At 62.4% G+C, this 25,863-nt stretch carries 22 protein-coding genes; 5 read left to right on the forward strand and 17 right to left on the reverse strand.

What is annotated here, in order from left to right:
- Positions 1-95: 95 nt before the first annotated feature.
- Positions 96-941: a phenylalanine 4-monooxygenase gene (gene phhA / locus PCE31107_RS00295; RefSeq protein ID WP_150605786.1), complete on the forward strand. Its 846-nt coding sequence runs from the start codon at positions 96-98 to the stop codon at positions 939-941.
- A 289-nt stretch (positions 942-1,230) separates the two neighbouring features.
- Positions 1,231-1,536, forward strand: coding sequence for a 4a-hydroxytetrahydrobiopterin dehydratase (locus tag PCE31107_RS00300; protein ID WP_017233865.1), 306 nt, complete (start codon positions 1,231-1,233; stop codon positions 1,534-1,536).
- 43 nt (positions 1,537-1,579) lie between these two features.
- On the opposite strand, the gene PCE31107_RS00305 is transcribed toward PCE31107_RS00300, so the two are convergent.
- The 8 genes from PCE31107_RS00305 to PCE31107_RS00340 form a co-directional block, all read right to left on the reverse strand.
- Positions 1,580-2,032, reverse strand: coding sequence for an SET domain-containing protein (locus PCE31107_RS00305; RefSeq protein WP_017233866.1), 453 nt, complete (start codon positions 2,030-2,032; stop codon positions 1,580-1,582).
- Positions 2,033-2,193: 161 nt separating this feature from the next.
- On the reverse strand, positions 2,194-2,835 hold the full coding sequence (locus tag PCE31107_RS00310) for a MarR family winged helix-turn-helix transcriptional regulator (protein WP_165385397.1): 642 nt from the start codon (positions 2,833-2,835) through the stop codon (positions 2,194-2,196).
- 1,437 nt (positions 2,836-4,272) lie between these two features.
- Positions 4,273-5,388, reverse strand: a complete 1,116-nt coding sequence (locus PCE31107_RS00315) for a YbdK family carboxylate-amine ligase (RefSeq protein WP_150605788.1) — start codon at positions 5,386-5,388, stop codon at positions 4,273-4,275.
- A gap of 3 nt (positions 5,389-5,391) precedes the next feature.
- Positions 5,392-6,597 carry a cation:proton antiporter gene (locus tag PCE31107_RS00320; protein ID WP_150605790.1) on the reverse strand — a complete coding sequence of 402 codons (1,206 nt, stop codon included), beginning with the start codon at positions 6,595-6,597 and terminating at the stop codon, positions 5,392-5,394.
- A 515-nt stretch (positions 6,598-7,112) separates the two neighbouring features.
- Complete coding sequence (gene mnmC / locus PCE31107_RS00325; RefSeq protein ID WP_150605792.1) at positions 7,113-9,119, reverse strand: bifunctional tRNA (5-methylaminomethyl-2-thiouridine)(34)-methyltransferase MnmC2/FAD-dependent 5-carboxymethylaminomethyl-2-thiouridine(34) oxidoreductase MnmC1; 2,007 nt, start codon at positions 9,117-9,119, stop codon at positions 7,113-7,115.
- Positions 9,116-10,891 carry a ClcB-like voltage-gated chloride channel protein gene (locus PCE31107_RS00330; protein WP_425494699.1) on the reverse strand — a complete coding sequence of 592 codons (1,776 nt, stop codon included), beginning with the start codon at positions 10,889-10,891 and terminating at the stop codon, positions 9,116-9,118. The genes mnmC and PCE31107_RS00330 overlap by 4 nt, the downstream gene beginning before the upstream one ends.
- A gap of 182 nt (positions 10,892-11,073) precedes the next feature.
- Entirely contained in the window at positions 11,074-12,402 is a 1,329-nt protein-coding gene (locus PCE31107_RS00335) for an arylsulfatase (RefSeq protein ID WP_150605794.1), read from the reverse strand.
- Between the two features lie 22 nt (positions 12,403-12,424).
- Positions 12,425-13,738, reverse strand: a complete 1,314-nt coding sequence (locus tag PCE31107_RS00340; RefSeq protein WP_150606806.1) for an MFS transporter — start codon at positions 13,736-13,738, stop codon at positions 12,425-12,427.
- A 118-nt stretch (positions 13,739-13,856) separates the two neighbouring features.
- On the opposite strand from PCE31107_RS00340, the gene PCE31107_RS00345 reads away from it, so the two are divergent.
- Positions 13,857-14,759, forward strand: coding sequence for a LysR family transcriptional regulator (locus PCE31107_RS00345; RefSeq protein ID WP_174966508.1), 903 nt, complete (start codon positions 13,857-13,859; stop codon positions 14,757-14,759).
- 578 nt (positions 14,760-15,337) lie between these two features.
- Complete coding sequence (locus PCE31107_RS00350; protein WP_130027617.1) at positions 15,338-15,793, forward strand: MarR family winged helix-turn-helix transcriptional regulator; 456 nt, start codon at positions 15,338-15,340, stop codon at positions 15,791-15,793.
- 81 nt (positions 15,794-15,874) lie between these two features.
- Here PCE31107_RS00350 and PCE31107_RS00355 read toward each other — a convergent pair whose 3' ends face one another.
- Together PCE31107_RS00355 and PCE31107_RS00360 are read right to left on the reverse strand one after the other, a co-directional pair.
- The gene (locus PCE31107_RS00355) at positions 15,875-16,822 is read right to left on the reverse strand and encodes a DedA family protein/thiosulfate sulfurtransferase GlpE (protein ID WP_150605797.1); all 948 of its coding nucleotides are present in this window, start codon (positions 16,820-16,822) and stop codon (positions 15,875-15,877) included.
- A 157-nt stretch (positions 16,823-16,979) separates the two neighbouring features.
- Positions 16,980-18,545 (reverse strand): DHA2 family efflux MFS transporter permease subunit, encoded by a 1,566-nt coding sequence (locus PCE31107_RS00360; protein ID WP_150605799.1) that lies wholly within the window; start codon positions 18,543-18,545, stop codon positions 16,980-16,982.
- 424 nt (positions 18,546-18,969) lie between these two features.
- Between PCE31107_RS00360 and PCE31107_RS00365 the strand changes: the two genes are divergently transcribed.
- Positions 18,970-19,764: an MHYT domain-containing protein gene (locus tag PCE31107_RS00365; RefSeq protein WP_150605801.1), complete on the forward strand. Its 795-nt coding sequence runs from the start codon at positions 18,970-18,972 to the stop codon at positions 19,762-19,764.
- Between the two features lie 97 nt (positions 19,765-19,861).
- Here PCE31107_RS00365 and PCE31107_RS00370 read toward each other — a convergent pair whose 3' ends face one another.
- From PCE31107_RS00370 to yidC, 7 genes are all read right to left on the reverse strand, one after another.
- On the reverse strand, positions 19,862-20,077 hold the full coding sequence (locus PCE31107_RS00370; protein WP_017233878.1) for a hypothetical protein: 216 nt from the start codon (positions 20,075-20,077) through the stop codon (positions 19,862-19,864).
- A gap of 57 nt (positions 20,078-20,134) precedes the next feature.
- Positions 20,135-20,719, reverse strand: coding sequence for an RNA 2',3'-cyclic phosphodiesterase (thpR, locus tag PCE31107_RS00375; RefSeq protein ID WP_150605803.1), 585 nt, complete (start codon positions 20,717-20,719; stop codon positions 20,135-20,137).
- A 157-nt stretch (positions 20,720-20,876) separates the two neighbouring features.
- Entirely contained in the window at positions 20,877-21,260 is a 384-nt protein-coding gene (locus PCE31107_RS00380) for a hypothetical protein (protein WP_130027622.1), read from the reverse strand.
- A gap of 80 nt (positions 21,261-21,340) precedes the next feature.
- Complete coding sequence (locus tag PCE31107_RS00385) at positions 21,341-21,964, reverse strand: YMGG-like glycine zipper-containing protein (RefSeq protein ID WP_150605805.1); 624 nt, start codon at positions 21,962-21,964, stop codon at positions 21,341-21,343.
- 14 nt (positions 21,965-21,978) lie between these two features.
- Positions 21,979-22,335: a hypothetical protein gene (locus PCE31107_RS00390; RefSeq protein WP_017233882.1), complete on the reverse strand. Its 357-nt coding sequence runs from the start codon at positions 22,333-22,335 to the stop codon at positions 21,979-21,981.
- Positions 22,336-22,571: 236 nt separating this feature from the next.
- The gene (gene mnmE / locus PCE31107_RS00395; protein ID WP_150605806.1) at positions 22,572-23,966 is read right to left on the reverse strand and encodes a tRNA uridine-5-carboxymethylaminomethyl(34) synthesis GTPase MnmE; all 1,395 of its coding nucleotides are present in this window, start codon (positions 23,964-23,966) and stop codon (positions 22,572-22,574) included.
- Between the two features lie 108 nt (positions 23,967-24,074).
- A complete protein-coding gene (yidC, locus tag PCE31107_RS00400) occupies positions 24,075-25,730 on the reverse strand; it encodes a membrane protein insertase YidC (protein WP_130027626.1) in 1,656 nt (551 codons plus the stop codon).
- Between the last annotated feature and the right edge of the window lie 133 nt (positions 25,731-25,863).

Here is a 25,863-nt window from a genome sequence, read left to right on the forward strand (position 1 = left end):
ACGACTTTCACCACAGGCGCATTATGCGCCCATTTCGCATGCCATGCGCACTACACTTTCAATCACTGCCACTGCCTGATTGAGTCGTTCGCATCATGTCCCTTACTGCCATGCTCCGAGAGCAATTCGATGCCGGTCTCAAGACCCGGCCCGACTTCACCATTGAACAACCCGTCGATCAATACGGCGCGGTCGATCACGCGGTGTGGCAGCAACTCTACGAACGTCAAACGGCGATGCTGCCTGGCCGGGTCTGCGATGCGTTCATGGACGGCATTCGCGCCCTCGACATGGACGCGCGTCGCGTGCCGGCGTTCGAACACCTGAACGAAAAACTGATGGCTGCGACCGGCTGGCAGGTCGTTGCCGTACCCGGACTCGTGCCGGACGACGTCTTTTTCGAGCATCTCGCAAACCGCCGCTTCCCGGCGACGTGGTGGATGCGCCGTCCCGACCAGCTGGACTACCTGCAAGAGCCCGACTGCTTTCACGACGTCTTCGGTCACGTGCCGCTGCTCGCCAATCCGGTGTTCGCCGATTTCATGCAAGCCTACGGCAAAGCCGGCAAGCTCGCGCAATCGCTGGGGGCGCTCCCGTTGCTCGCCCGTCTGTACTGGTACACCGTCGAATTCGGCCTGATGCGCGACGGCGACGGCCTGCGCATCTATGGCGCCGGAATTGTCTCGAGCCGCGGCGAAACCGACTTCTCGCTGACCTCGCGCGCGCCGAATCGGCTCGGATTTTCGCTCGAGCGGGTACTGCGCACCCAATACCGCATCGACACATTCCAGCAGACGTACTTCGTAATCGACGACTTCGCCCAACTGTTCGACGCCATGCGTGCCGACCTGCCGACGCTGTTCAAGACGTTTGCCGAGCAGCCGGCATTCGAGGCCAACGCCCACAACCCCGACGACACGCCTATCCTGTTGCCGGCATGATGGCACGGCCTGGCTCGCCCCGGGTCTCGCCGCGGCCTGCCGATCGACGCCTCCTGGCGCCCGGTTTTATGTCGCGACCCTTCGCGTTATAGGACAGGGCTCACGCACACGCCCAGCTCGCCTGTGAAACAATAGGTCGCATGAACCGGCAACCCTGCCGCTTCGTGGGCGCTGCGTGCGGCCCAGCCGACAACCCTCCTGACACCGTACGCAGCCATCACTGACGCCATGCCGGCGTCGGTGCATGCCCGTTGGCCCGATTTGCACTGAACGCTTTGAAAGGAATGCCATGACAACACGACTCTCCTCCGAGGCACGCGCCAGCCTGACCGAAGTGCTGCCAGAGTGGCACCAGGTGGTCGGACGCGACGCCATCCAGCGCAGCTTCACATTCCACGACTTCAATGAGGCCTTCGGCTTCATGGCGCAGGTCGCGCTCAAGGCCGAGAAGATGAACCACCATCCAGAGTGGTTCAACGTCTATAACCGGGTAGACATCACCCTCTCGACGCACGACGCCGACGGCTTGACCCAACGCGATGTCGATCTGGCAGTGGCCATCGACCAGTTCGCAGGCGATCGCGCCTCCAACTGACCCGCCGCTGCGCGCTTGCTGCCGCGGGTAACGCCCGACGCGCTCAGCGCTTCGGCGCGAGCAGCGTGCCACGGCACGCCTTGGTACCGCAGTGGCAAGCGTATTCGCGTTTGAGTTTTGCCGTGTAGCGCGCGTCGATCACCAGACCGTAGTCGTAAAACAACTCTTCGCCAGGCTCGATGTCGCGAACGGCATAGATATAGACATGTTCGCCCTCTTCACGCGCTTCGCAGTTGGGCGAGCAGGCGTGGTTGATCCAGCGGGCGTTGTTGCCGTCGACCTTGCCGTCGATGCACCGTCCGTCTTCCAGACTGAAGTAGAAGGTGTGCGTCGGGTGGGCCGGATCGTGAGGATGGCGGCGCAAGGCCTCACGCCACGAAATGATCTCGCCCTTGTACTCGATCACGCGATCCCCTTTCTTGAGACGCTTGAGCGCGTACACCCCCTTACCGTGGACGCCGGACTTCCTGACTTCGATTCTGCGCTTGGCTGCCATCTCTGTGCGATGAGGTTTCGTGGATGCAAAAAAGCGCAGTGTACAGGCAGGCGACACTCATGTGCGTGACAAGCGTCGACGAAAAAAAACGTCACCCGGTACCGAATGACGTTCTCCCCCTGGCTCGCGCCGCCTGCGCGTGACGAATGCCGGTCAGCCGCTCAGGTTTTGCTATACAGCTTCCAGACTTTGCGCTGCATGGCGATGTCGGCGTCCTCGTGCGCGTTGCAGTCCAGCGGCAGGCGCGAATCGTCAAACGTCACATTGAAGTGATCGCAGTGGTATTGGCCTTTGCCGCGCGCCGAGACTTCGAAGTGGCTGCACGTCAGGCACATGCGTTGCGGTGGTACGTCGCCCCGCTCCTGCATCGTGAAGATCAGCTTGACGAGCGTTCGGTAGAGTTGGGCACATTCCTTCTCGCCCAGCGATTCCGACGCCGTGGTCAGGAAGTTCGGCCATTGCGACGCCTTTTTGGCTGCCGTCTTTCCGCGCGCGGTCAGACGTAGCGCCAGGGCACGGCCGTCGTTCGCATCGCGACGCTTCTCGACCAGGCCCTTGTTTTCCAACGTGCTTACGGCCTCGCTGACCGTGGCCGATGTGAGTGCGGCATCCTCGGCAATTTCGCCCAATCGCATCGGCACGCCACGCGAGAGCAAGAGCGTCAGAATCTCGCCCTGCGTCGGCGTCAATCCAGCCATTGCCGCGCCCTCCCAGGCGTGGCTCCGTAACGCGGTTCCCATGCGCAACAAACCTGCTGTCACGCGCTTGGACAGCGCTTCATCTAGTGGGGTCGGAGTAGCCATGATTTTCGTTAGGATTTCTAAAAACTATACGTCAGTAAAACAGCTTGTCAAATGAACTTACGGGCGGTGCATCACACGTCTCGTCATTGCCTTTCATCCATGTCGGCGCCCCGCCCGGGGGAAACCCTAAGCCACTTCCGTGTCGATACGCGACGGCAAGTCGCTGTTGAACCCACCGCCCCACCACGATTCCATTGTGTGTTCTGAGTTTGATTTTGGCGTATCAGTTCTTGTACTGATCTCCCAAATCCTACTCAAGATGTTTACAAAATATTGGTGTCCTGCGCACTCGCTTTGCGAAGGATCAAATTGGGAAAAACATTTCGCATCCCATGCCAATTACGCGGCAGATCGAACAGGCGTCGCCCGCAACGGGCGTTGAGAACCGCCTCGCATCCCGCACGATCTCCCCGCACATCGGCAAAGCCTCGCCAGACATGGCTCGCAGACCTTATCGATCCCACCCACGGGCCACCATCGCGAACAACGATCTTGTGAAAATCCACTCGATTTTCGAGACATTTCGGCGCCATCCGACGTGGAACGCGAGCGTACCCGATGCCCCGCGTTTCGTAGCAACCGTCCAACGACACGCGAATCATTTGAAACGCGACCGTAAATCGCCAATCGCCGAGGGAGGTTTTGCGCAGGAAACTGGAGGGAAGTGCGGGGCAACGTGTCCGCGGGAGGCCCCTTCCGGACACGCGAATTGAAGAATTTGACAGTCCCAGCGATCTCGCTCGTTACATTCAGCAAAACCAGCATCTTTCACTTCTTGCACCACGCATGCCAAGTCACATTTCAAAGTGGCGAGATTGTATCCGCGAACCGTTTGGCTAACGCAGGAACGTCAAAATTATCCACAAAACCCCGTTTTCGAGGGTGTCTTGCACAATATTTAGGCGCCTGTGGATAACTTTCTGGATAACCTGTCGGACTGGTTGTGCATGGGTTCGGGATAACTCGCGAATCTTTCCACAAGGCCAAAAACTGTTCCGAGTTGTTCTTGGGATACCCGCTGTTTTTCCATCCAGTTCTCATTCGGGCAACTTTCTGTTTACTCAACGTTAACTGTGGTTATCCACAGGAGTGGGCCGCCTTTGTTAACTACTACTATGTATACATACAGTAAACCTATTAAAACCTTAAAACCTTGCTATGGGCGACGCAAAAGCGGCAAAACGCGCTCGGCCTGAATCGTGGAAAGCTCATCGCTCGCGAGGCACGATTCGGCCAACGGCTCAGGGACACGGCACGGCGCGTCGTGGGTGGGACTAAACGGAAACGCTTGCTCCCCGGTAGCGCGTGCCGGAGGTTGCAAAACGTACGGGCAAGAAAAAACCCCGCCAAGGCGGGGTTCCTCACACCGATCGCATAACAACGATCGCGTCCTGAGACCGACGGTACCCAGTCCGGCCCGTCGGCCAAGGCCTCAGTTCATGCGGCCCATCGCAAGCATTGTTGGCGAACCATTTCGTTGAGTGACTTGGCTTCCCCGTGGACGTCACGCAACCAAACAGCGTCGTTCTTGCCGGATGCGACGAGCTGACGGACTTCTTCGCAGGCCGCTTCGGCTTCTAGCACCGCGGCGTGCGGCTTGATGATGTCCAGCGTGCGCATGATGTGCTGCCCCAATGTGGTGCGCTCGCCGGTCTGAGGATCGACGTAAGCCCCTTCCAGCCCAAAGCGGCAAGCTTCAAAGCGATTGAACGTGTAGACGAGGTAATCGTCCTCGCTCAGCACAAACGGACGCTCCTCGAGCAGATAACGGGCCAGGGACTGGATGTAACAGGCGATAGCGGCCGCGCGGCCGACCGATAAGGGGGTATCCATGACTCGCACTTCGATCGTCCCAAAACCCGGTTTGGGCCGAATATCCCAGTAGAAGTCCTTCATGCTCTCGACGACGCCGGTTTTCACCATCTTGTCGAAGTACGTCTCGAAGTCTTCCCACTTCAGCACGAATGGCGCACGGCCCGAGAGCGGGAACGCGAACACCGAGTTCAGACGCGCCGAGTGGAAGCCCGTGTCGACACCTTGCACATAGGGCGACGAGGCCGATAGCGCGATGAAGTGCGGGATATAGCGCGACATGGCGTGCAGCAGGTACAAGGCACTGTCCGGATCCGGGCAGCCGATGTGCACGTGCTGGCCGAAGACCGTGAACTGCTTGGCCAGGTAGCCGTATAACTCGGACAGGAAGTGAAAACGTGGCGAATCGTAGATCGTACGTTCGCTCCAGCGCTGAAAGGCATGGGTGCCGCCGCCACACAGGCCGACGTTGAGCTGCTCGCTCGCCGCCACCAGCACGTCGCGAACCCGGCCCAGCTGCGCGACGGCATCGCTATGTCGATGGCAGATGTCCGTCGAGAGCTCGATCATGCTTTCCGTCATTTCCGGCTTGATCTCGCCCGGGTGTGTCTCCTTGGCCACGAGCCGCATCAAATCGGCGGCGGCTTTGGTCAGATCGTAATCGTGGCGATTGACGATCTGCATTTCCAGCTCCACGCCGAAAGTGCACGGCTTCGAGGGAATGAATGCTTCTAATGACATGGTTTAATCCTTCCGTTCACCGACCAGGGCCAACGCCCAATAAACCACCAGCGGCGCGACCAGTTGCAGTACTGCGACCGTGCACATCACCACAGCCTTGAGCGTCGGGTCGAACTGCGGGTAAATGTCGTACGTGTCGGCAACGAGTACGAACGCGAGACTGGCCATCGGGCACAACGACAACCCGAGCGCGACGGCCTGCTTGTAACTGATCCCCGCCTGATGGGCCACGGCCACCGTGCCCACCACCTTGGCGATGCCGCGCACCACGATGATGGCTGCCGCGGCCAGACCGCCGATCACGACGTATTCCCACCGGAACGCCAGCGACGTCAGCACGAAGAGCACCACCGCAAGCAACCAGCCGGCCGTGCCGAAGTACGCGGGCCAAAGCTGCGGACGCTCATCCAGATTTCGGAAAATGATCCCGGCAAGCAGCAATGTGAGCGAGTTCGGTAACTTGAGCATATGCACCAGCGCGACCATCAGCATGATCAAGCCGATGAGAATCACGAACGCATGCTGGTCCTGGCTACCGAACTTGCGAAAGATCAGATTGCACGCCTTGGCGAGTACGAACGCCAGCACGATCGAGCCAATGAGCAGGTACAAAGGATGAAACAGGACGACCCACACGCTCGAGTGGTACGCCTGGTGCATCCATCCGTAGACAAGCTTCACCGCGACGACCGCGTACACGCTGTTAAGGGCCGCCAGGGCCAGCAAACGCTCCGTCACCTGCCCCTCGGCACGCAGCTCGTTCTTGAGCTGGATCACCACGGCCGGCGAAGTCGCCATGCTGATCGAGGCGATGAGCACTGCGCTCAGCGGCGCCACCCCGAACACCCACAGCACGGCATAGACCGCTACGAAGGTGAGCAAAGCTTCGAGCGCACTGGTAACGATGATCCAGGGGTTGGCCCGCATCCATTTCAGGTTGAGGCGGCTGCCCAGTTCGAACAGCAACAAGCCCAGCGCAAGATCGATCAGCAGCCGAATGGCCGCGCTCGTCTGTGCGTCCAGCATCGAGGAAAGACCCAGGGTACCGCCGACCAGCCCGACCACGGCGTAACCGGTGATGCGCGGCAGGCGCAGTCTCCGGAAACAGATTTCCCCCGCGAGTCCGGCAAAAACCAATGCCAGCCCGGCGAAGAAAACGGGATCGGGCGTCGGCGGCCAGCCCGGAAAAAGGGACAGTTCCGACGTCATTAATGCTCGCTTTGCGCCGCTTGACGGCGCATCAAGTGGTGGAAAGGAAAGAAAGTCGCGCGCGGGGTTGCAGATTAAGAACAAATGCACGACGAACCCGAAGGGTTGGGCCCATTTTGCCACACTCGGTTTCCGACGCTTCCAAACGGGCGTCTCGATGGCAGGAGGTTTGACCTGGCACAAACCCATTTCATCCCGATGCCGAACGGTGGGGACGGCGCACCTTGGAGGCGGGATATGGCCCTTCAGCCAGGAATTACGGGGGCAAGCCCCGAAGGGGCACCGCCCCCGCATGGGGCGGGGTTACGACCGCTATAGGGTCAGATTCGATTTATTGAATCTCCGTGCACTTTCGGAGAACGACGGCAGGCGGGCGCGGGCCGCGCGTCATGAAGGAACGTGGGTAACGTCGATGGGCGATAGCGAGGTCGCAAGGTAGCGGGCGCGGCGAGCGAAGGATCCGGCCAAGCCCGACGGCGCGCGAAGTCGGCGTGCCTGTTGGGGCACGCGCGTTGTCAGCCTTTGCGCAGCCAGTGCATCAGGTATCGCGCCGGGTCGATGGCGTCGGCCAGATCGCTGCCGACCGGCCACGGTTCGCCCTCGATCTGACTGGCGACCAGCTCCGCGCACAACGACGCAAACGTCAGGCCCCGAGAGCCGAACGCGAAGCTGGCATACAGGCCGTCAAGGCGCGGCAGATCTCGGAGATGCCCGCCGCCCAACTGCTGACGTTGCGTGTCGAGAATGGCCATGTCAGGCAGTTGCCCCGCCATCGGCAGGCGGTCGGGCACCATGGAGCGAAACGCCGTGCGCCCGCCCAATTCGGCGGCGGCGTGCTCGCTCGCCAGCCCCCCATCGCCGAGCGTGTTCGCATGGGCTGGCAACAGCGCGGCAAGCCGACGCAGATTGGCCTGGTGATCGGTGACGCGTATGGCCTCGGCCGGGTCGTCGAAGCCGTAGGTCGCGCCTGTGATCGGCCCGGTGCCCCCCAGCGACGACGGCGTTACGTAACCGTCTCCGCACACCGGCACGCGCAGGTCGGTCAACATGTCGGGGGGCAGGAACGTCAATTGCCCACGCACCCGTTTGACGGGTACAAACTCGGGCGCGAGGTATGGCGCGAGCAGTTTCTGGGAGATGTCTGCGGCCGTCACAACGATGGCATCGGCCTCGGCCAACACGTGACCCGCTTCGTCGATCGCGGTCCAGCGGCCGTTGCAGCGTTCGAGCCGTTCCACGCTCACGCCGTAGCGGGCATCGAGCAACGGCCCGGCAGCGACCAATTCGGCCCGGCACAGCATCGCCGGCGCCAGCCAGCCCCCTTCCGGAAACCAGACGCCGCCGCGCGCGATCGTTTCGCCGGCAAGCGCCGATGCTTGCGCCGCATCAACCCACTTCGCGTACGTCTGCGGATACCGGTGCGCCGCTATGAGTTGCTGCAACGCGTGCGCCTGATCGTCGTCCGTGGCAACCTGGAGCAAGCCGTCGGCATGCCCGGGCAGCCCACCCGGCAGCGTTCTCCACTGCGAGAGCGCGTACAGAAAGCCCGCCCGCGTCAAGCGAGACAGCACGTTATCGTCAACCGAGAGTTGCGGATGAAAGACCCCCACCGGGTTGCCCGACGCCGCCGTGCCAGGTGCTTGTGCCCGTTCGAACAGGCGCACCCGCCAGCCGCGGGCGACAAGACGCCGCACCATCGCCGCCCCCGCCATCCCCGCGCCGACCACAATCGCCTCACGGGCGCGCTGCGGGGGCACGGTAGGCGGATCGTAACGCCGCATGCGATAAGGCGGCGCGTATTCGCCCGCAAGCATGTCCCGCTTGCCGCCGTGTCCGGCACGCGGGGCGACTTGGAACCCCGCGCCGATGAGCTCACGTCGTACCGTTTCGACGGCGGTATGCGTCGCCAGCGTGGCCCCGTCACGCGCCAGACGGCCAAGCGTCTTGAAGACGTTAGGCGTCCACAGATCGGCGTTTTTTTCAGGCGTGAAACCGTCGAGATAAAACGCGTCCGCGCCGGCTCGCAGCGACGGCATCAGATCGAAGAAGTCGCCGAAACCGACGCTCAGGACCACGCCGGGCGCCGGCTCCAGCCGGTGCCAGCCTGCCACGGGGGCTGGCCAGACGTCGCACAGCTTCTGTACCAGAGGGGCGAGTTGCGTCATGCCGGGCAGCACGAGCATCGCCTCGAGACAATGCCGTAGATCCTGCACCCGGAACGGAAATTTCTCCACCGACACGAAGTGCAGCCGCGCAGGCCGCTGCGGATCGTCCCGCCAGGCGGCCCACGTGGCCAGGAAATTCAGGCCCAGACCGAAGCCGGTCTCGACGATCACGAAACCCTCGCGACCTCGCCAGCGTTCGGGCAGACGGTTGCCGCCCAGAAAGACATGTCGCACCTGACCGAGCGCGTCGCCGGTGCTGTGATAGGCCTCGTCGAAGACTGCCGAACAAGGGGTGCCGTCGGCGCCGGTCGCCGGTTCTGCCGGCACGATGGGACTGGCGCCTGCGCGACGCTTCATTCGCCGCCCCGCTCTTCTGTCACGATCTCGATGAGTCCCGGTAGCGACACCACGCCCAACCATTCGCCTGCCTCGTTCGCCACGGGCACCCAGTCGACGTGCAACTTGCCGACAGTGCGCAGCGCGCCGACCAGCGTCATCTCGCCGTCGAGGGCTTTGCACGGCGCGATCGCCTCCGTCCACAACGCGGGTTCGCCGGTGGCTTGCCGCCGCCACCAGCGTGCGGCGTCAAGCGTTCCGATTAGACGGCCGTCTTGGTCGCGCACGACGAGGTTGCGATAGCCGGTGGCGATGAAGCGCTCGGCGAGGACTTCCGAGGGCGTGTCATCGCCGACGACGGCGTCGTTGTCCGTCGCCAGCGACGACAGGCGCATCTCGCTGCCCTCGCCGGTCATCGAGAGCCACCGGCCCGCCACTTGATTTCGACGCAGCGATTTCGCGTAGACGGAATCCGCGCGTAACGTGTGCGCCGTGATGTACGCCGTCACGCATGCCAGCATCAGCGGCAGCACGACCTGGTAACTCAGCGTCATCTCGAAGATCATCAGAATCGACATCAGCGGCGCATAGGTCGTTGCCGCAAGGAACGCTCCCATGCCGACCACGGCGTAGCTGCTCGCCACGGAGGCGGCGGCGGGCGCGAGCGCATTCATCGCGATGCCATAGAGGCTGCCGAGCGCGGCACCGACGAAGAGCGTCGGCGTGAACACGCCACCCACGGCGCCGGAGCCCGCCGACGATGCGGTCGCCAGCACCTTGAACACCAGCACCATTGCGAGCGCTTGCCATGCCCAATGCGTGTGCAGGATCGAGTTGACCACGCTGTAGCCGTTACCCCAGACGTGCGGCACCTTCAGCGACAGTATCCCCACGATGAACCCGCCAAGCGTGAGGCGCAGGAACAGCGGCACGGGTAGCGCGCTGAAACGATGCTTGGCGGTGTCGAGCAGGCGCAGGAACAGGGGCGCGAGTACGCCGGCGAGAATGCCGAGGCCAACGTAGAAAAAGACTTCCCAGCCGGAAACGAAATCGAAGCGCGGCATTCGGTAGACCGCTTCGTAGCCGAGAAACTGACGGATGACGATGTTCGCGATGACTGAGGCGACGACCAGCGGGCCGAGCGTTGCGGTGGAAATAGAGCCGTAGACGATTTCGGAGATGAACAGCGCGCCCGCGATCGGCGCGTTATACGCCGACGTGATACCGGCCGTCGCTCCGCAAGCGACGAGCAGGCGCAAGCGCTCGGGCGGGAAGGCGAGCATGCGGCCGACGAGCGACGCGAACATCGCGGCGAGTTGCACCATCGGCCCTTCCCGGCCGATCGAGGCGCCCGAGGCCACCGAGCACAGCGACGACAGGCTTTTGACCAGGGTCTGGCGCAGGCTCAGCACGCCGGTGCCGATGGCAATGGCTTCCATGTAGTCGTCGGAGCCCTTCTTCGGCACCCACAACGTGGCGAACTGCAGGATCAACCCGGCGATCAGGCCGCCGGTGGTCGGCAGCAGCAGGCGTTGCCACCAGTTCAGGCCCTGCGCCAGCTCGACCATGCCGCTGCGGTGGCCGGCGAGGAGAAATTGCAATCCCGAGAGCGCTTCGCGAAACGCCACGGTGGCCAACGCCCCCAGCAGACCGACGATGCCGGCAAGCAGCAACGTGATTTGCAGGGTATTCGGGGCGAACTGGCGCCGCACCCACACAACGACGGGCGATTTCGCCCAGGCAGACACTGCTGACACGGATAAAAGACAGTCGTGATCGGAATTGGGTCCCATGGTATCGAGCGACGCTCATTTTTGAAAGCGCTCCGCTGGACGGCGGGTTAACGCAACAAAACTGAGCGTCGCTCAGATAACCCAATTTTTTGGCGTCGCCGAGGGGCCACGCGAAACGGTCCGGGCGCACTTGCGCTCGAACGTGCCGGCGTGTGGGGAGTATTGGCGAGCCGGACGACGGATCAGTCGGGGGCTCCGGGCGCAGTATTCGGATACGCCCTTACGCTGTCCTTGAACGATTTCACCATCTTGAGCATCGGACCGAGCACCCACGTGTTGCGCACGAGAATATCGGTTTCTTCTTTAGGATCCTGAACGAGATGGAAGAGGTAAGGCGACTCGAGTTTATTTGCGCCGGCGTTCACATACGGCTCCCACACGAAATGGAGTTTCCAGTCGCGCCATTTCACCGCGCGCAGTTCGTCTTTGATGTAGAAGAGAAAACCTTCCCGGTTCGACGTAGTCTCTTTGCCGAGAAGAAAGTTGAGCTGACTCACGCCGTCGATGGGTCGTCCGTCGTCGGGCATGTCTCCGTCTATCAATTCTGCAAAGGTGGGTAACAGGTCGACCACGTGGACGATCTGATTGTTGACGTCGACGGGAATTTTGCCCGGCCAGCGCGCGATGAACGGCACGCGCAGGCTGCCCTCCATTGCCGTATGGTAAGTGCCCGTCCAAGGGCCTGCCGTGCCGCGATAAGGTGCGCGGAATTCCGGGCCGTTGTCGCTACAAAATATAAATAGCGTGTCGTCGGCAATGCCGAGCGCGTCGAGCTGGTCGACGATCTGGCCCACGCGGAAGTCCATTTCCGCGAGCGAGTCCGCGAATTCGCCCATGCCGGTCTTGCCATCGAAATCCTTGTGAGGCAACGTCGGGAAATGCAGATGTACGAGCGGCAGATAGAGGAAAAACGGCTTGGCTGCCCGCACGTTGCGTTCGATGAATGCCTTAGACCGTTCGACCAGTTCCTCGTCGATGGTCCGGCGCGTTTCCAGATCGTAGAGCTTGACGTTGTGGGACGGCTCCCCCTTCTTGCCTTCCATGATGTACGGGAGTTCAGCGACGCTCGGATCGAAACCGATCGAGCTCGTGAACTGTGTCTCATCGGTGGTGCGTGGAATGCCGTACCACTCGTCGAAACCGCGATCCGACGGGTAGCGGCCGTCGATATCCCCCAGATGCCATTTGCCATAATGCGCTGTCGCGTAGCCCGCGGCCGACGCCATCTGTGCGAGCGTCCATTCCTTGCGTTGCAGCCCTTGCGGCAGCCCTGGCGGTACCGACTGGAAGGCGCCGGTCCGAATCGGATGGCGGCCCGTCATGAGTGCGCTGCGGGTAGGGACGCAGTCGCTTTCGACGTTGTAATTCAGGAGACGCATACCGCTTGCCGCGAGTGCGTCGATGCGGGGCGTCGCGGCACCGCGCATCATTTCGCCACCGCCGTAGCAGCCCAGTTCGCCCCAGCCCAGGTTGTCGGCGACGATCAATACAATGTTCGGTTGAGTGCTCATGATGTAACTCGATACGGACGGTTTAGTCGGCAGGTTGATGGTCGCCGAACTTTCGGAGGCAAATCAGCAGGGAAATCACGCTGATGACGGCGGCGACGGCGATATACACTGCCGGTACCAATCGGCTATCGGTCGCGCTAATGGCCCATGTCAGGATCAGCGGTGCAAAGCCGCCGAAGATCGCGACCGCCAGGTTGTGCGTGAGCGCGAGCCCTGTGGTGCGCACGCGGCTTGGGAAGAGTTCACTGAGCACGGCGGGCATCGGACCCTGATAACCACTGATCGCAACGCCGAGCACGGCACAAATGACGATGAACGCAAACGGTGTCGGGCTTGCAATCAGCCAGGCAAAAAGCGGCACCGCCACCAGACCGATCAGTGCCGCTGCGACGAGCAGCGTGGTCTTGCGTCCGTGTCGATCGGCGATCGCGCCGGCAATAGGACATGCGACCATTTGCAGCGCACCCATCAATAAGGTGCCGGCGAAAGCGAGCGACGAATCGATGCCGAGCTGGCGCGTTGCGAACGTCGGCATGTAAAGCACGATCACATACGAGGACGACGTCACCAGCACATAGATGCCGATGGCCAGGGCGAGTCGGACCTTGTTGTTCTGGAAGGTGACGCGCACTGGGCTGGTGGCACGAGCGTCTTTCGCGAACACCGGCGTCTCGTCTACATGACGACGGATCACATACGCAATCGGAATAATCAGTAAACCGAAGAAAAACGGCACGCGCCATCCCCAATCCAGCATCTGCTCGGGCGACAGATAGTGCGAGAGCAGCGTGCCGAAGAGCGATGCGAGCACCGCCGTACCGCCTTGTGCGGCCATCTGGAAGCTTGCATAAAAGCCGCGTTGGTGACGCGGCGAATGCTCGACAAGAAAGCTCGTTGAGGCGCCGAACTCGCCGCCTGCGGAGATCCCCTGAATTAACCGTCCGGCCACGACGATGATTGGCGCAGCGATGCCGATGGACGCATATGACGGCGTGACGGCAATCATCAAGGTGCCGACCGCCATCAACGCTATGCTCAGCGTAAGACCGCGCTTGCGGCCATAGCGATCCGAGTAAGACCCGAGAATCAGCGCGCCAAGCGGACGCATCAGGTATGACGCGCCGAATGTGCTAAGCGCGACGAGCAGCGACGTGAGTTCGCTCGCCGACGGGAAAAATAATTTCGCGATCGTGACGGCGAAGAATCCATACACCACAAGATCAAACCATTCGAGCGCCGTGCCGATCGTTGCGGCGACAACGACGGTGCGCAAGCGACCGCGATGGTGTGTTGCCACCAACGTCGCGGCCGCGGCCGAGCTTTCCACGTTTGTCATGTCCATGTCCTGTTTCCGCTGTCTCCATACGGTTTTCTGTAGTCGTGACAGGAAGTATTGGCAGCACAAATTCGTGGTACAAGCACGGGATCGATATTTTCAATAACCAATGGTTATCATGAACCTCGACGACTTGCGGTATTTCCTGGCGATTGCCGACACCGGACTGTTGCACCGGGCGGCTGAACAGGTCGGGGTTAGTCAGCCGGCGCTGACCAAAACCGTTCGCCGCCTGGAGGCCGAGCTGGGGGTGGCGCTGTTCGAGCGCTCGCCGAAAGGGATGCTGCTCACGCGATTCGGCACCGAGTTTCAACGGCACGCTGCATCGTTGCGCACCGCGTACGAAGACGCGCTGAATCAGCTTGGAGAAATGTCGGCCGGAGAACTGGCCAAGGTTCGACTGGGGGCGACGCCGGCGGCTGAGCCGCTCGTGGATCGTGCATTTCTGGCACTGGTCAGGAACCGCCCCGCGCTTCGTCTGGATCTGACGGTTCAATTGTCCGATACGCTGATCCGGGTACTGCTGGACGGAGAGATCGATCTGGCGGTCGGCCCATTGCCTGCAGAGTTGCCGGAAGCCCTGCGAGCCATCCCGCTTCTGACGGAATCCACGTTTGTCGTATGCCGGGCGGGTCACCCGCTTTGCTCGACTACCGGTAGCGTTTCGCCGAGCCAGCTTGGGAGCTACCCATGGATTTTGCCCGGGCACGGCGTCTCCGCGCGGCAGCAAATCGAAGCGTACTTCAGGAAGCACCGTGTCGAAGGACCGCGAGTCCAAGTGCAGAGCAGTTACAGCTCCCCGGTCGGCGTGTTCTTCCTGGTCGCTAACACCGACATGCTCGGCATTTGCAGCACGCAGCATCGCCCGGTGGCCGAACAGTTGGGGCTCAAAACCCTGGTTGCGAGTCAAGCGACGTGGTCCCGGCAGATAGCGATCCTGACGCGCAAGAGCGGCTCACTCTCTCCATTAACGCAAACGTTTCTTCAACAGATCGTTGAAGAGGCGACTTTCAGCGCCTGATACGCCCCCAAGCAGACCGACCAAGCTGGCAAGTGGCAACGCGATTTGCCAAGTGTTCGGGATGACGTGATGCCTTGCCCACACAGCCAGGGGAAATTTCCGCTACAAAACCGAGCAATGCTCAAATAACGCAATTTTGCCGCTGCGAATAGCGTATTCATCATGTGAGTTGAATGCCAGCGACGAGGACGTCGATTTGCCGATTCCCCCGTTCTCACAGCGGCAAATGTCAGAGACGGCGACCGATGCGGTGATTTTCTGAGCGTTATTCAGATAAAGGTAAATTTCGAGGCCGCAAAGGCATTTGAACGGATGCGCGTGACAGTTTCCCGTGACAGTTGGCACCGACAACGACATCGTCCGAAGGCGGCGCCGCGCGACGAACGGTCAGCGCGGCCGCCCGCAGCTCGACATACCTAGCCTGTCGTCGCACCTTCACTCGCAGCGGCGGGGCCGGTGCCGTTCCGCCGAAACGCCTGGTGCGGCCCGTAAGGCGACGTGTCATTGCTCCTGGTCACATCCCACGCGGTGAAATAGAATGGCGCGCAATTGAATTGGATTTTAAAAGTCGTCTACGAATGGCAGTGAACAAAAAAGCCGCACAAAAAACACCCGTGCGTCTGGAAGATCAGTTGGGTTTCGCGCTGTACTCGGCATCGCTTGCCATGACGAAAGCCTACAAGCCGGTGCTCGATCGATTGGGTTTGACGTACTCGCAATATCTGGCGATGCTCGTGCTCTGGGAGCAGGACGACATTGCCGTCAATCAGCTTGGTGCGCGCCTCGGACTCGACTCCGGCACGCTTACGCCGCTGCTGAAACGACTCGAATCCATGGGGCTTTTGACGCGTCGACGAGGTGAAGTGGATGAGCGTCAGGTGTTCATCGATCTTACGCCACGAGGGATGAGTCTGCGTCGTGACGCGCGTCAGGTGCCCGCGCAAATACAGGCGGCTACGGGCCAGTCCGATGCCGCGCAAAAGACCTTGCGCACGCTGCTTCTTCAGCTCAAAGACACCCTCAACGACGCTTGATTTCAAGCAAAACGCGCGCTTCCCTTTGGGTAAGCGCGCGTCATTCAATTGTGCGCAATGGTTCGCGCGAACGGGGAAAGTTCAGTTAGCTGGGGCGAGCGTTTCAATGCCGTCGATCTTGTCGACGGTGTAGCCGGCATTGCGCCAGGCGTCGAGTCCACCCAGCAACGGACGGACTTCCGCGAAGCCCTGCTGACGCAGTTGCTGCGCCAGGCGCGCGGCCGACACTTCGTTCGGGCACGCGCAGAACACGACGATGCGGCGATCGCGCGGCACATCTCGCAACTTTTCCTCGATTTCGCTCGGGGCAATGGCCAGCGCGCCGGGAATCGTGAATGGATCGACGGCCCGCACCGCGGCGGAGCGCACGTCGATCACAACGGGCGTGATGTCGTCCTTCATCCAGCTTTCCAACGTCTGAACGCCAATGCGCGCCATGCGTAGCGAGCGCAGCAGACGGTAGCGGTTGAGCCAGCGGTTGAGCAGATACAGTGCGAAAACGAGCACGATCAGCCACAGCACGCCACGGCCGAGCGTGTCGAAGGTGTCGAGCAGGGCGACGATGTGCGAGGCGAAGCCCACGCCGAGCGCCACGGCGACACCGGACCAGACCAAAGCGCCGATTGCGTCGTACATCAAGAACGTGCGCCACGACACCCCCAGCGCACCGGCCATCGGCACCGACAGCGCCGAGAGTCCCGGCACGAAGCGAGCAAACATCAATACGCGCACGCCGTGGCGGCCCATCGCACCCTCCGTGCGGCTCACGCAGGTGTCGGGCGAGATCGACAGGCGACACATCAGCCGCAAAATATGGTGACCATAGCGGCGTCCGGCGAGAAACCAGAGCGCGTCGCCCAGCAGCGCGGCGCCGATCGCCAGCGCGACGATCAGCGGCGCCGGGAACAGCGATGTCGACGCCGTGACTATGAGTGTGGGATAGGCCGGCAACGGCAGCCCCAATGCCTGTCCGAAGATATTCAGAAAGACCAGCCAGAGCCCGTAGCGGGCGATCAGATCGAACAGCATGCAGGATCCCTGTCGGCAAATAGTCGCAATACCGCATGGTAGCGTCCGGCGGTCACAGCCAGAAGCCGCGAAGCGGAGACGTAGTGTTGCTTTTCTGGAACGATTGCCGTGTCGCGTTGCGACGAGTGGGGTTCGGGGTCGTCACGGGGCGCTCGCGTCAGTGCCCGACCGCGGCTTGGGCCCCGCGCTTCGGTCGAGTCAGCCAGACGAGCACCGCCATGGCGAGAAAGACGTATCCGGACAGATGGAAGATGTCGTTCGTCGCCAGCATGAACGATTGGCGTGTCACGAGATCGTTGAGCATGCCGAAGTCGGTGCCGTTCGCGAGTCCCAGCCCTTGGCGCAGTTGGTCGAGATAGTTCGTCGTCGCGGTGGAATACGGCGTGAGGTTCTCGACGAGCCGTGCGTGATGGTAGATCGCCCGGTCCTCCCACATTGTGGTGCTCACGGCCGTGCCGATAGCGCCCGAGAGCGTGCGGAAGAAGTTCGACAGGCCGGCCGCAGCCGCCAGACGCTCGTCGGACATGCTCGAGAGCGTGATGGTCGTCATCGGCACGAAGAAGCACGCAATGCCGATGCCCTGGACGAGCCGGGGCTCGATCACCTTCGCGAACGACAGATTCAATGCGAAGTGCGAATTCCAGAACGACACGCCGGCGAACACGACAAACGCGAACGAGGCCACCGCGCGCAGGTTCAGCCGGTTCATGTTCTGGCCAATGATCGGCGAGAGCAGCAGCGCCAGCAGGCCCACGGGGGCTGTTGCCAACCCGGCCTTGCCTGCCGTGTAGTCCATCACCGTTTGCAACCACAGCGGGAAGATGACCACCGAGGCGAAGAATGTCATGAAGCCGAACGAGATCACCACGACGCCCAACGCGAAGTTGCGATCCTTGAACAGCGTGAGGTCGACGATGGGCTTGTCGGACGTCAGCTCCCAGATAATCAGGAACGACAGGCAGATCGCGGCGGCAAGCGCGAGCGTGACGATCAGGCCGCTGTTGAACCAGTCGCGGTCCTTGCCGAGGTCGAGCATCATCTGCAACGAGCCTACGCCGATGGCGAGCAGCGCCAGACCGATCAGGTCGATAGGCAGCTTCTGGGTCTTCGTCTCATGCCCACGCAACAGGAGGAAGCAGGACACGGCGGAGAAGATCCCGACGGGCACGTTGATGTAGAAGATCCACGGCCAGGTGTAGTTGTCGGTGATCCATCCGCCCACCACGGGACCGAAGATCGGCGCGACGATCACGGTCATGGCCCACAGGCCGAGTGCGAGGCCGCGTTTCCTCTCGGGGAAGCTGCGCAGCAGAATGGTTTGCGAAAGCGGCACCATCGGGCCGGATACGAGCCCTTGCAGCAGCCGGAAGAAAACGAGCGTCTCCATATTGGGTGCCAGGCCGCACAACATCGACGCCACCGTGAAGGCCGCCACCGACGAAACAAACAGCTTCGCTTCGCCAACGCGACGTGCCAGCCATCCGGTAAGGGGTACGGCGATGGCCGCGGCCACCGCGTAAGAGCTGATGACCCATGTGCCCTGGCTGTTCGATACCCCGACGCTGCCTGCAATGGTGGGCACCGCAACGTTGGCGATGGACGTGTCGAGCACCTCCATGAAGGTACCCAGCGCGAGGCCTACCGTGAGAATCGCCAGTCGCGTACCGGTCAACGGCGCGCCCTGCGGCGCTGCGGTGGCGTTTGCAGTGGCTGCGTCGGCCATGTGAAGTGTCTCCGTGGAATGCTGGCCGGGTCGCAGCGACTCGGGCCAATGTGATTCCCGGATGGTGCCGCAGAACGGCGATGATGTGCGACGAGGGTTTGGAATTCGCGCTCTAAATCGTCAGGATGCGCGCCGATTGGCCGATCAACCGGGGGGCGTTTGCGCGGATCACGCGCCCGGTAAGGGTTTGGGACGAGACCGTTTCGTTGGGTGTAATCGACGTGCGGCAATTGATCTTCGTTTGGCGAACGCAAGACGCTTTTACCCCTTGACGTCGCCGGGCCGTCGAGATTGAATCGCCGCTGACGTCCGACGTGTGCGAAGCCACGTCGCGGCCCCCTGGGCGTCGTCGTGCAGGCTCAACTACCGTTCGCTCGTCAGCGCTTTTGGCACCCCGGCGACTGCGAAATCACAGGATCAGCCCATGCAGCCAGGTAGCGTCGTTCCGCTTCAGTACAGTGAATTCCTCGTTCTGCTCTCCTTCGTGATCTCGGCGCTGGGGGCCTATGTGGCGTTGGTGGCCGCGTCCCGTATTCGCGACGACGACGGCCGCATCAGTGTCGGCTATCTCGTGGTGTCGGCCCTGGCCTTGGGGGGCATTGGCATCTGGGGCATGCATTTCATCGGCATGGCCGCGCAGCGCATGCCATTCCCCGTGTCGTATTCGCTATGGCCGACGCTCGGCAGTCTGCTGCTGGCCGTGGTGGTCTCGGGGGCGGCGCTCTGGTATGTTGCGCGCGCGCCCTATCGCAATGCCATGCGCTGCGTGATCGGTGGCGTGGCGGGCGGCTTGGGCGTCGCGGGCATGCACTACCTGGGGATGAACGCTGTGCGCACGCAGGCGTATTTCGAATGGAATACGACCATCGTCGCCCTGTCGGTGGTCATCGCGATCGTGGCGGCGAGTGTGGCGCTCTGGCTGGCGTTCCATCTCGAGACGAGCCTGCAACGCGCGCTGGCGTCGCTGGTGATGGCGGTGGCCGTTTGCGGGATGCACTACACGGGCATGCGCGCCGGCACGATCATCTGCACGTCGTCCACGCGTGCGCAGATCAGCATGCGGCTGCATGGCGACATGCTGCCGTATGGCGTGTTCCTGATCGCTTGCGTGGTCCTGCTCGCGATGGCGGTGCTGCTGTATCGTACGTCGCGTCGTCGGCGCGAGCGCATGGCGGCGCGCCTCGACGCCCTCATGCGTCAGCACGCGGGACCTGTCTGACCTCGCGGTGGCATGCGTCTGAAATGCGAAACGCCGGCCCGTCGAAAAGACGGACCGGCGTATTGATGGCTGAGCGCCCTTCGGCGCCGCGCACGGTTCAGTGCAGGATGGGGCTGCCTCCGACAGGCATGACATCGCCTGTTTCGATCAGGTCGGCGATGAAGAACGGTTCGGTGTTGAGTTGTTTCGATGCACCGGGCTGGCCGGAATACCAGCACACCATTGCCATGTCGCCCAGCACGCGGGTAACGATGCCCATGGCACCCTGCGGCACTGCGATGTGATTGGATTTGACGATCGATCCGACTTGCACTTGAGCCTCCTGCGAATGACGAAAAACCGATGCACCAACCGGCCGGCCAATGCATCGTCATCCGACTATACCGTATTGCGTTATTGGCATCGCCGATTTCTCGGGAGCGGTCGTGGTAAAGCCGTCGGCCGCTCCGCCGTGGTGTTGCGCGAGCACACGGTAGTGCGGGCCACGTGGCGTGCGCACCGAGTGGACGAGCGCATATCCCTCGCAATGCCACACGATCGGACGGGGATTCAGATCGGACGGCGCGCGCCGCGCATGGCGCAGCAGCGTCACATGCGGACGAAACGATTGCGTGACGACGAGCGCGCCGGTTGCGCGCCATTGCGAGAGGAGTGCGTCGCGCGTGGCGGTGAGGCTCTCGGGCACTCCGGTCGCGCCAGCCCAGACAACCTTGCGATCGGCCCAATAGCCCAGATGGTCGAAGGTGAGCGTGAACGGCGCGAGCGGCGTGCGTTGCATGAGCGCGAGCAGTACCGGCAGACGGGTGGGATCGACTTCGTCGAGAAAGGCCAGCGTCAGGTGCAGCGTTTGGGCACGCAGCACACGTCCGCCGCATTCCGCGTGAGCTGAAGCGGCCCACTCGTGAAGCTGCGCACGTACACCCGACCCAGGCCACAGGGCAAGGAAGAGTCGCATGAGAACACCACAGGTTGGATCCTGCTGATGATTCTCATAGTAGACGGGCTACCGGTCGAACGCCAGTTGGGCCGGGGCGGGCGAGCGGTACCCGACGCCTTGACGACGAGCGCTCGCTGGCAGCAAAAGCGTGAGGCGGGGCGCGACGCCCGTTCCGTCAATTGGTCGAGATGGCGGGGGTGATGCCGCGACGGCCGCGGCGGGGCGACTCCGCCGGTTTCTCTTGGGGTTTGGCCTGCACGGGCGGATGCATGATGCTGTTCCAGTTGTTCTGGATGGCGGTATCGGCGGTGTCGTGGGAGATGGCGCGCGAGATGTCGGCGCTCGGATTGAAGACGCCCGATCCCGTGGCGCCATTGGCGCCGGCCGACGTTGTTGCATTGCCTGGGTTGGCTGCTGAAGGGGTGTTCTGTGCGTGAGCGTGCGTCGTCAGCATGAACGTGGCGCAGAGGGAGGCCATGATGGCGGGCAGAATCACCCGGCGGGAGGTTTGCGGCACGGGCGTGTTGAGCGTACGTTGGCCGGTGGAATCGTGGGTCATCAAGTGTCTCGGGCAGAGCGACGCAACGTCGCCGACAGCGCAGGCTGGGGCGACGTCGGGATCACGTCATTTTTATGGAATCAGTAGCTGCCGGGCGGGGGCTTCCAGCCCGGGGGCGGTGGCGGCGGTGGCGCATAGCGCTGCACCGGTTGGGGCGGCATCATCATGTCGCCGCGAACCGGGACACGATTGCCGGCCGCATACATGCACTGAACGTAGGCCTGATCATAGCGGCTTTGGGTGACGTATGCAGACGATTGCGCGTTGCCCATGCCGACGGCACTCCCGGTGAGCAGGCCTGCCCCGGCACCGATGGCCGCGCCAGAGCTACCGCCGAAGGCTGCGCCGGCGGCCGCGCCGATGGCGGTGCCGAGAACGGCGCTGCCGATCGCGCTGTTGTTGGCAGCGGTGGCGGTATCGAGTCCGCCGTTCTGGCCGGAGGCGTATTGGCGGCAGTTGAAATCGTCGCGACGGAACTGGTCGAACGATTTACCGGTGCCGGGTAACGCCATGAGACTCGGGCCGGTGGGGACCACGGCGCATCCTGCGAGCGTCGCGGCGGCGATAACGATGGCCAACGGTGCGGTGAGACGTTGCGCGCGCCGCTTGCGTCCGGTCGCGGGCGTGGCAGGCGCCGCTTGGGGCGATTGAGGCGCGGCAACCGACGGATGACGCGCTCGGGAGACTGACGATTCGAATGACATGGTGCGTCTCCCGATCAGTTCGACGCCGGTTGCGCGGGCACTTCGCGCCATCCGGCCGGACACGTTTTTACGTAGGGGTAGTAGGCGCCGGCCTTGTCGCAGTAGTACCAGGTGTCGCTGTTCGCGCCGGACGGGTCGCCTTGGGCGCCGGGTTGCGGCTGTTCGATATACTGCTGCGGCTGGCTGGGAACGACGACAACGGGGGGCGCGTAGTACGGTGCAGGTGGATAGTAGGGATAGCCGTAGGGGTAGTAGCCGGGGCCGACCCAGACACGCACACCACCGCCATGCCAGGCGAGCGCACTGCTGCTGGCCATGGCAGCGGCCACGGCGACGACGCCGAAGCCGAGGACAACAGGAAGACGTTTCACGACACTGACCTCGAAATACGAACGCCGGGCGCGGTGGATTCCGCCTCGCGTATGCGCGTCGTCAACGAGGGAAGTCTGACCCGATGAGACGCAACGCCGCCCAGGAGTTGATGCTTTCGAGTCTAGGCCCGTCCCCCAGTCGGAGCAATTACGATGCGTGTGATAAGTGTTTCAAAGCATTACGTTTTCTATGGGACGGCATGACGATTGGGGACTCTCGCAACGCGCAAAGCCCATCACTTCCCAATACAAAACCGGCTGAAAATCACCCCGAGCAGATCGTCCGATGTGAATTCACCGGTGATCGTGCTGAGCTGCTCCTGCGCGAGGCGCAATTCTTCGGCAAAAAGATCGAGCGCGCTTGCGTTCCGGCGTGCATGGGCGTCTGCCATTTCGATATGTTCGCGGGCCGCGCGCAGTGCCGACAGATGTCGTTCGCGCGCGAGAAAGACCCCTTCGTTGCCCGCCTGCCAACCGGCAATCTTGAGCAACTCCGCGCGTAGCAGGTCGATCCCCTGCCCGTCCTTTGCCGATAGCCGCACGCCGAGCGGCGCCGCACCCTCTTTCGGCAACACCGTCGCCGGCTCGCCCGCCAGATCCGTCTTGTTGTACACACGCACGATGGGCACATGCTTCGGCAACTGCTTCGCGATGACCTGGTCTACCGGCGTCATGCCGGTGCGCGTGTCGAGTAAATGCAGCACGGCGTCCGCCTTCGCGATCTCGCTCCAGCTACGCGCAATGCCGATACGCTCAACTTCATCCTCCGTTTCACGCAAGCCCGCCGTGTCGATGATATGCAGTGGAATGCCGTCGATCTGAATGGTTTGCTGCACCTTGTCGCGCGTGGTCCCGGCGATCGGCGTGACGATGGCCAGCTCCGCACCGGCCAGCGCGTTGAGCAACGACGACTTGCCCACATTCGGCTGCCCCGCCAGTACCACGTTGATTCCCTCGCGCAGCAACGCCCCCTGCCGCGCTTGCGACAGCACCCGCGCCAGTTGCGTGCGAATGCGCTCGAGCTGCCCAAAGGCATCGGCTGCCTCCAGAAAGTCGATCTCCTCTTCCGGGAAGTCGAGCGTCGCCTCGACCAGCATGCGTAGATGAATCACCAGATCCACCAGCGAATGAATTTCGCGCGAGAACGCGCCGTCGAGTGATCGGCTCGCCGAGCGCGCCGCAGCCTCGGTGCTCGCTTCGATCAGATCGGCTACGGCCTCCGCTTGCGCGAGATCGAGCTTGTCGTTCAGAAACGCGCGATGCGTAAATTCGCCGGGCGTCGCCAGGCGCACGCCCAGTTCTGCCCCTTCATCCAGACACCGCTGCAGCAGCAGTTGCAGCACGATCGGTCCGCCGTGGCCCTGCAACTCCAGCACGTCCTCGCCCGTGTATGAATTCGGGCCGGGGAAGTACAGCGCGATGCCGCGATCGAGCGCCTCGCCGGTGGCATCGAGAAACGGCAGATACGACGCATGACGGGGCTTGAGCGGCTGCCCGACCAGACGCGCGATGACGCGCTGCACGGCGTCGCCGCGATGCTTGCCGAAGGACACCCGCACCACGCCGATCCCGCCGCGTCCGGGGGCGGTGGCAATGGCAGCAATCGGGACGGCGGAGACAGTGGCGCTCATGGCACGGTTCTTTGAAAAACAGAGGCTTATTTTGACATGCACCAAACAAAACCGCCCGCGAGAGACTCGCGGGCGGCTGTGTCATTCAGTCGGTCGGGCCGGAAAACGTCAGGCCGCCTTCTTTTCCTTCTTGGCGCCCAGCATTCGGTTGATCGACCATTGCTGCGCAATCGACAACGAGTTGTTGACCACGTAGTACAGCACCAGGCCCGAGGGCAGGAAGAGGAACATGAACGAGAAGATGAGCGGCATGAACATCATCATCTTGGCTTGCATCGGATCCGGCGGCGTCGGGTTCAAACGCGTCTGGATGAACATCGACACGGCCATCAGCACCGGCAGGATGTAATACGGATCCTGCGTCGAGAGGTCATGAATCCAGCCCAACCAGGGCGCACCGCGCATTTCCACCGACGAGAGCAGCACCCAGTACAAGGCAATGAACACCGGAATCTGGATCACGATCGGAATACAGCCGCCGAACGGATTGACCTTCTCGGTCTTGTACAGCTCCATCAGGGCCGCGTTCATCTTCTGCGGATCGCTCTTGTAGCGTTCGCGCAGTGCCTGCATCCGCGGCGTGATTTCCTTCATGCGCGCCATCGACTTGTAGCTCGCGGCCGACAGCGGGAAGAACACCAGCTTGATGATCACGGTCACGGCAATGATCGCCCAACCCCAGTTGCCGATCAGCCCATGCAGCTTCGAGAGCAGCCAGAACAGCGGCTTGGCGAGGATCGTGAAGTAACCGTAGTCCTTCGTCAGCTCCAGGCCCGGCGCAATCTGCTCGAGCATGTGCTCTTCCTGCGGACCGGCGAACAAACGCGCATCGACCGTCTCGCTGCCACCGGCCGGAATGCTCGCGAGCGGTTCTTTCACGCCCACGCGATACAGGCCGTTATCCAGCTTGCCGATGTAGTTGTCGCGCTTGGCGCCTTCCTTCGGAATCCAGGCCGTGGCGAAGTAATGCTGCACCATGCCGATCCAGCCATCGCTCGACTGCTTGACGTACTTCGCCTTGTCCTTGTCGATGTCGCTGAACGTGATCTTCTGGAACTTCTCGTCGCTGCTGTAGACCGTCGGGCCCGTGAACGTGTGCGAGAACTTCGCGCCGCTGATCTCACGGCCGTCGCGCACCAGTTCCATGTACAGCGTCGGCTGAATGGCGGCGTCGGACTTGTTGACGATCGTGTTGGACACGTCGATCACGTAGCTGCCGCGATGGAACGTGTAAGCACGCACCAACTGCAGGCCGCCCTTGACCGGCGATTCGAACTTCACGGTCAGTGTGTCGCCCGTCATCGTGGTCGGGCCCGGCACCTGCGTGAAGATGTCGTTGTGGTTCGGGAAGTCGCCGCCGATCAGACCCGTGCGAGCGTAATACTGCTGGCTCGGCGTGTTGTCGAACAACACCACGTGCTTGTCAGCCTCGGTGGCGTCGGGCCATTGCTTGAGCGCCAGGAACGACACGGTGCCGCCTTGCGCGCTGATGTCGGCCTCATAGACGTCGGTCGTGATGCGGACATTCTGCGCAGCGGCAGCGGCCGGCGCGTTGCCCGGGGCACTCCCCGCCGCGGGCGCCGCGTTGGCACCTTGTGGCAGGTCGTTGGCCGGCGTCGGACTTCCGCCCTTGGCGGCCGGGGCGGAGACCTCGGGCGTCGGGAAGAACAGCGACGAATGGCCATTGGCGCGTTGCCAGTTGTCGAAAAGCATCACGACAGACAGCGCGAAAATGACCCAGAGAACGGTGCGTTTGATGTCCATGCGGTAACTCGTGGTGGACGAAACTCAGGAATGGCCCGGCGCGCGGCGCGTTACTGCCGATGCGGCCGCAGGCCCGGACGAGACCGTCTGCCTGGCTCGCGACATGCCGCTTCCGGCGGCCGTATCTGCGGCG

It is taken from the genome of Pandoraea cepalis, assembly GCF_902459625.1.
Taxonomy (GTDB): Bacteria; Pseudomonadota; Gammaproteobacteria; order Burkholderiales; family Burkholderiaceae; genus Pandoraea; species Pandoraea cepalis.

Coding starts and splice junctions, on each gene's coding strand:
- PCE31107_RS00310 (WP_165385397.1), bottom strand. CDS start 2,835: ATGGCTACTCCGACCCCACTAGATGAAGCGCTGTCCAAGCGCGTGACA.
- PCE31107_RS00365 (WP_150605801.1), top strand. CDS start 18,970: ATGCAGCCAGGTAGCGTCGTTCCGCTTCAGTACAGTGAATTCCTCGTT.
- PCE31107_RS00380 (WP_130027622.1), bottom strand. CDS start 21,260: ATGACCCACGATTCCACCGGCCAACGTACGCTCAACACGCCCGTGCCG.
- mnmC (WP_150605792.1), bottom strand. CDS start 9,119: ATGAAGCGTCGCGCAGGCGCCAGTCCCATCGTGCCGGCAGAACCGGCG.
- PCE31107_RS00335 (WP_150605794.1), bottom strand. CDS start 12,402: ATGAGCACTCAACCGAACATTGTATTGATCGTCGCCGACAACCTGGGC.
- PCE31107_RS00345 (WP_174966508.1), top strand. CDS start 13,857: ATGAACCTCGACGACTTGCGGTATTTCCTGGCGATTGCCGACACCGGA.
- phhA (WP_150605786.1), top strand. CDS start 96: ATGTCCCTTACTGCCATGCTCCGAGAGCAATTCGATGCCGGTCTCAAG.
- PCE31107_RS00340 (WP_150606806.1), bottom strand. CDS start 13,738: ATGACAAACGTGGAAAGCTCGGCCGCGGCCGCGACGTTGGTGGCAACA.
- PCE31107_RS00355 (WP_150605797.1), bottom strand. CDS start 16,822: ATGCTGTTCGATCTGATCGCCCGCTACGGGCTCTGGCTGGTCTTTCTG.
- PCE31107_RS00300 (WP_017233865.1), top strand. CDS start 1,231: ATGACAACACGACTCTCCTCCGAGGCACGCGCCAGCCTGACCGAAGTG.
- PCE31107_RS00305 (WP_017233866.1), bottom strand. CDS start 2,032: ATGGCAGCCAAGCGCAGAATCGAAGTCAGGAAGTCCGGCGTCCACGGT.
- PCE31107_RS00350 (WP_130027617.1), top strand. CDS start 15,338: ATGGCAGTGAACAAAAAAGCCGCACAAAAAACACCCGTGCGTCTGGAA.
- PCE31107_RS00360 (WP_150605799.1), bottom strand. CDS start 18,545: ATGGCCGACGCAGCCACTGCAAACGCCACCGCAGCGCCGCAGGGCGCG.
- PCE31107_RS00385 (WP_150605805.1), bottom strand. CDS start 21,964: ATGTCATTCGAATCGTCAGTCTCCCGAGCGCGTCATCCGTCGGTTGCC.
- PCE31107_RS00330 (WP_425494699.1), bottom strand. CDS start 10,891: ATGGGACCCAATTCCGATCACGACTGTCTTTTATCCGTGTCAGCAGTG.
- thpR (WP_150605803.1), bottom strand. CDS start 20,719: ATGCGACTCTTCCTTGCCCTGTGGCCTGGGTCGGGTGTACGTGCGCAG.
- mnmE (WP_150605806.1), bottom strand. CDS start 23,966: ATGAGCGCCACTGTCTCCGCCGTCCCGATTGCTGCCATTGCCACCGCC.
- yidC (WP_130027626.1), bottom strand. CDS start 25,730: ATGGACATCAAACGCACCGTTCTCTGGGTCATTTTCGCGCTGTCTGTC.
- PCE31107_RS00315 (WP_150605788.1), bottom strand. CDS start 5,388: ATGTCATTAGAAGCATTCATTCCCTCGAAGCCGTGCACTTTCGGCGTG.
- PCE31107_RS00320 (WP_150605790.1), bottom strand. CDS start 6,597: ATGACGTCGGAACTGTCCCTTTTTCCGGGCTGGCCGCCGACGCCCGAT.